Source organism: Aminobacter sp. P4_H6_2, from assembly GCF_056400805.1.
In genome coordinates, this window is record NZ_JBFUKO010000441.1 from 1 (window position 1) to 4611 (window position 4611).

The window sequence follows — 4611 nt, forward strand, 5'->3', positions numbered from 1 at the left end:
GGAGATCGCCTATCCTCCTCACCTGCGAAAAAGCTGAGCCTCCGCAGCATGCAAATCAGCAAGCTTACGAATGGCACGGTTTTGGGCGCGCATGTCAGACCTCGCCATCTCAACTATGCGGGAAGATAATCAGGTCCTTTGCACCCACGGCGGCACGCGTAGCCCCAACTCTTGTCATCCGGCTGATCAGATCAGTCGGTCCGGCTTGAAAAGCCGGTCTCACAGAAGCTGATGATGTCGTCTATCAGGGCGTTGTTGCTGACGTGATCCTGGATATCCTCGAGCCCGGGCATGCGACGGGCATTCGGATCGAGGTCCGCAACGATGTGCAAGATGGCGCCGCGAATGTATTCATAGCGCAGCGCGATCTGCGCCTCACCGAGTTCGGGCGCCACCCGCTGCAGCATTCGTCGGGATAGGCGATGGAGTTCGTCGAACTGCTCGGCGAAGATTTCATTGGTCAGGGTTCGAGGCAAAGCCTTGGTTTGCAGCATCAGTCGGATCGCCGCGCGCCCCCCGCGCTCGTCGAGGCTGAGCTCGACAAGCGGTGCCACGATCGCGCGGAGCACGGTGCGCAGGGTTGGCTGCGGATGGTCCTCACATGCCTTCATTGCCCCCAGGCGCGCCGCGTTCAGCGGGCCGAGGCATTGCTCGAGCGTCAGGCGCAGCAATTCGTCTTTGGAGCGGAAGTGATAGTTGACTGCAGCAATGTTTGCCCCCGCCGCCCGGGTGACTTCCCGTAGCGTGGCCGCATCGAACCCACGATCGGCGAACACGAAGGTAGCCGCATGCAGCAATGCACGACGCGTGTCGCGATCGTCGTGCCGGCCGGTTCTTTCTTCAGTTGCGTCCATACAACCCTCATAACCGAAAGCCGGTTCGCGCACTGCTCTTACCGGCGTCAAATCTGAGGATATGTACCAGCGGAGCCTCGGCCACCGCGAAGCCCGGTGCCGAGTTTCAGTCTGAGAGTGCGGAGCTGTGGCCACCAATCAGCGCGCCAATCGGTAGCCGTAGGCCCTGTCGAGCTCGAGTTCGCGGGCGATACGGATGCCGTCTTCAAGCAACTTGGGGTCAGCGGCCCGTAGCGGCTTGCGCAGCGGCCCCGCCGGCAAGCCGACCGCCGCCATCAGCGACTTCATCGAAACGGGATTAACGGCCGCATAGGCAAAGTGCAGCATCGGCAAGTTGCGCAACCAGGCCGAGCGGCAGGCGAATGCGTCTTCGCCTGACATCCATGGCTTGGAGACGACCGCCATCTCGCGCGGGATGATGTTGCCAGTCATGTTCGCGGTGCCATGGCCGCCCAGCGCCATGGTCGGGATCACCAAGCCGAGGTTCGGCGAGCAGCAGCACATGACCGAGATGTCGAGATCGGCGCGGCAGACCTGGGCCACCTGGCCAACGCGCGTGGTCGATTCCTTGAGTACAACCATGTTCGGATGGGCAGAAATGCGCTGGATGTCGGTCCAGTGAAGGTCCGTCTTCACGCGCGGGGGGTTGTTGTAGAAGCCGATCGGGAAGTCGACCGCATCGCAGACTTCCAGAACATACTCGACGATGGATTCATTGTCGGCGCAGATGTAGGAAGGCGCTGCAATGATGGCGCCGTCGCCGCCTTCGTTCTTGGCATAGCGCACCAAATCGATCGTGCCCTGGGTGTTGGAGCCCGTGCAGCCGAAGTAGAGGAGCATGTCGCCCCGCGGCATTCTTGCCGTTTCGGTAATGATCGTGCGCCGCTCTTCCGGGGTCAGCATCGAGACCTCCCCGGTCGAACCCATGATCAGGATCGCCTTTGTGTGGTTTTGCCGGTGAAAATCGAGCAGGCTGCCAAACCCAGCCAGATCTACAGAGCCGTCGGAGTTCATCGGCGTGATCAGCGCCACGAACGACCCATTTGGTTTGGTATGCACGACAGCCTCCAGCGTTCGAGACACCCAGCCAAGCTAAGGTGAATGCTCATTTGAAATGCTTGTTTCAAACGTATGTTTGAATCTAGAAGATGTGTTGTCAATGGCACGTGCCCCGCGCTCGCGCATCACCCGCCGTTTGGGCTCTGACGCAAAGTTGCACGAGTAGCTGGCGAGGGGGGGCTTGCCGCGGTTGTATCTCACTGCCTGAAACGCTGCGGACGCAGCCCACTGCGAACCATGCGAGCCCGGTGGCAGTGGGTGGCGCCATTCGCTCCGCAAAGTCCGCCAAAGCCGGCTTCGCCAATGTGTGCCAGGCCTCGATCTTACCTGCCCACGTCGTGGGCCACTGACGGTCATCGCCAGCCTGCCCATGACTGAAAACATGATTTACGCAATGGCGCCCCCCACCCAACAAAATCGCTATTCACGTCGTTCGCTATGCGAATTAGATGGACGGCGATGGCTGAGTGTTTTGAAAAGGGGCATCACGAAGAGATTTCGGACTGCCGAAAAGACGCTTGTGAAGCGTTGCAGCGCGCCTGGTGAGCGAAACCGTTGCATCAACCGCTCCTGTTTTCGCAGTGGCAGATGCGAATTTTCGGCACGATTGTTCAGCCCTTTGTGCGATCGATGCTCGACCGTGGGCATGATCTGACGCCATGCCGCATCCTAGGAATGAAGCTTGTCAGTGACGATACGCTTCGGCACACGGGCCCTGCTTCTACATCAACCGGATCAACAGGCGTTTGGCCGCCTTGGTGTTTCGGCGGGTCTGGACGATCTCATCGAGTAAGTATCCGTCCTGGTCGACGGGGCGCCAGAGCCAGTGTCTCCTTCCGCCGAATCGGAGGTAGAGCCAGACCGCACGGGCGATCACAGCGGGCGGGAAGCGATGACGCTTATATCTGACGATGGGCTGGATCATGGCCGCCGACTATCAGCCAACAGCTTCATCGCCGGTTGACCTGACATCAACCCCCTATGCCCTGTCGGCAATGGCCATTGCACGGCGCCGAGGCCCACGCCACCTCACACACTGTCCCCCTGCCGCTATTCCGCTACGGCTCGCCATTGTTGGACGGCATTGGCCATGCAGACGCCACTCAATTGCCGCCAACTGACCTGACCACACTGGAGACAGCCTCCCTCACCGCGAACTCAGCCATGGCCAGGGCAGCCTCGCGGGTCTTGGCGGCGGCTATGAAGCGGCCATTATGGCAAAAGCTCGCGCCCTCCACGCCGCATGCCGCCTCCAGATCGCCATTAGTCAGACCGGCCCATGCCGCGGGAAGATCGGCCCTCACCTCAAACCCGTCGTCCGCCCGGCGGATCGTAGTCAGGCACCAATCCTTGTCGCGCGGGTGAACCACGAACAGCAGATGATCGGCGCCCGCTTTGACGATGGTGGGACGGAAGGGCATTCCCATTGGAAGCTCTAGAACACGCCCCTTCCCTGCAGCCTCAATGGCCCGATGCACGACCGCCTCGGCCCGCATTTTTGCAGCGCTGCGCGCTATGCTTGCCTCGACGAAATTTCGGGCAATGGCCAGGCCGGTGTGGAATCCACGATTCTCAGCCTCAGGGTCAACTTCGTCAAAAACGGGCTTTAAGGTTTCTAGCAGAGCTGGCAACGTCAGCCGGGCCAGCGGTCCCGAGGGGCTGAGCGCACCATTGTCCACCAGATCGACTGGGAGCACAAAGCTCGAATCGAACGAGGCGTGGACTGTCTCAATATGGGGTTCGGGAACGCCCGAGGCGGCAAGATAGTCACGGCCATAGTGCTTCCAGATCAATCCGAACGAACTGAATGGTTGGCCATCCTCGCGCAGCGGTGCGCTGCGCTGATGATGATCGTATATCCGCGCTGCGGCGTCATATACGCCGCCCACATCGTAGATGATGCGGTCCAGACCAGGTGTGGTCCATTCCGGCGCCCTGCTACGGATCAGACGAGCCTGCGGGAAAAGCCGGGTCAAGATGACGCTGGACAGCAGTTCATCGGCATGGAAGCCACCAGAATGGGTGACGAGGAAATCTGGGATCATGCCGGGGTGTGCCTTGTGTTCGCGGAGAACCCGCTTGCGGTTGGCACCAGATAGCCTTTGCCCGACACCAGCTCAACCCGCCTTGCGCCCATTCGGGTGCGTCGGCATAACCCGTCTTGCAGAATGGCTGCGGCGATGGGGACTGACCGCTCCGCTTCGTCCTCGAAAATCACGCGCGTGAGCCACCGAATTTCTGCTCATCACAGATACGAAGACCCGGTATTGTCTCGAGTACCAAGATTGAAACGGCCGCCAATCTCCTTTTCGAAACCACGCACCGCCCCGCCGACGCAAAGTAGAAACTACCCAGCTGGCCGGCATCTGGCGGGCGGCCCGCTGCTCGATCGGCAATTGGCCCTTCGCTGTGGAAGCTCTTGAAGAGGTTCACAGCCTGATGGCCAGTTGGACCATCGAAGGCGATATCGGTTTCGGCGTCGTTCATCATCTGGGCATCGGACCCGAGCTCGTAGTACATACCTGAGACGCTTAATCTTTTGGCGCCATGGACGGACATTCACCGGGTTTCACACTGACGATCCGAAGTTCTTGTTGACCGGTTGGATGTTGAGGTGAACCTGGACGGAGCAGTCGTTCCACCACCCCGCGCCCGAGATTTCATTGGACAGGCCATAGTGACTGGAGGAGTGTGAACG

General features: G+C 60.3%; 4 protein-coding genes and 1 pseudogene. All 5 read right to left on the bottom strand.

Annotated elements, in window-relative coordinates:
• Window positions 1-191: 191 nt before the first annotated feature.
• A complete protein-coding gene (locus AC1DUU_RS23790) occupies window positions 192-854 on the bottom strand; it encodes a TetR/AcrR family transcriptional regulator (protein WP_476785846.1) in 663 nt (220 codons plus the stop codon).
• A gap of 138 nt (window positions 855-992) precedes the next feature.
• A complete protein-coding gene (locus AC1DUU_RS23795; protein WP_476785847.1) occupies window positions 993-1913 on the bottom strand; it encodes a dihydrodipicolinate synthase family protein in 921 nt (306 codons plus the stop codon).
• A gap of 353 nt (window positions 1914-2266) precedes the next feature.
• Window positions 2267-2838, bottom strand: a pseudogene (locus AC1DUU_RS23800) (IS6 family transposase).
• Between the two features lie 178 nt (window positions 2839-3016).
• On the bottom strand, window positions 3017-3958 hold the full coding sequence (locus tag AC1DUU_RS23805) for an MYG1 family protein (RefSeq protein WP_476785848.1): 942 nt from the start codon (window positions 3956-3958) through the stop codon (window positions 3017-3019).
• Between the two features lie 169 nt (window positions 3959-4127).
• Complete coding sequence (locus AC1DUU_RS23810; RefSeq protein WP_476785849.1) at window positions 4128-4403, bottom strand: hypothetical protein; 276 nt, start codon at window positions 4401-4403, stop codon at window positions 4128-4130.
• Window positions 4404-4611 lie beyond the last annotated feature (208 nt).

Excerpts from the sequence above, each read along its gene's own strand:
- AC1DUU_RS23810 (WP_476785849.1), bottom strand. The coding sequence starts at position 4,403 with ATGATGAACGACGCCGAAACCGATATCGCCTTCGATGGTCCAACTGGC.
- AC1DUU_RS23805 (WP_476785848.1), bottom strand. The coding sequence starts at position 3,958 with ATGATCCCAGATTTCCTCGTCACCCATTCTGGTGGCTTCCATGCCGAT.
- AC1DUU_RS23790 (WP_476785846.1), bottom strand. The coding sequence starts at position 854 with ATGGACGCAACTGAAGAAAGAACCGGCCGGCACGACGATCGCGACACG.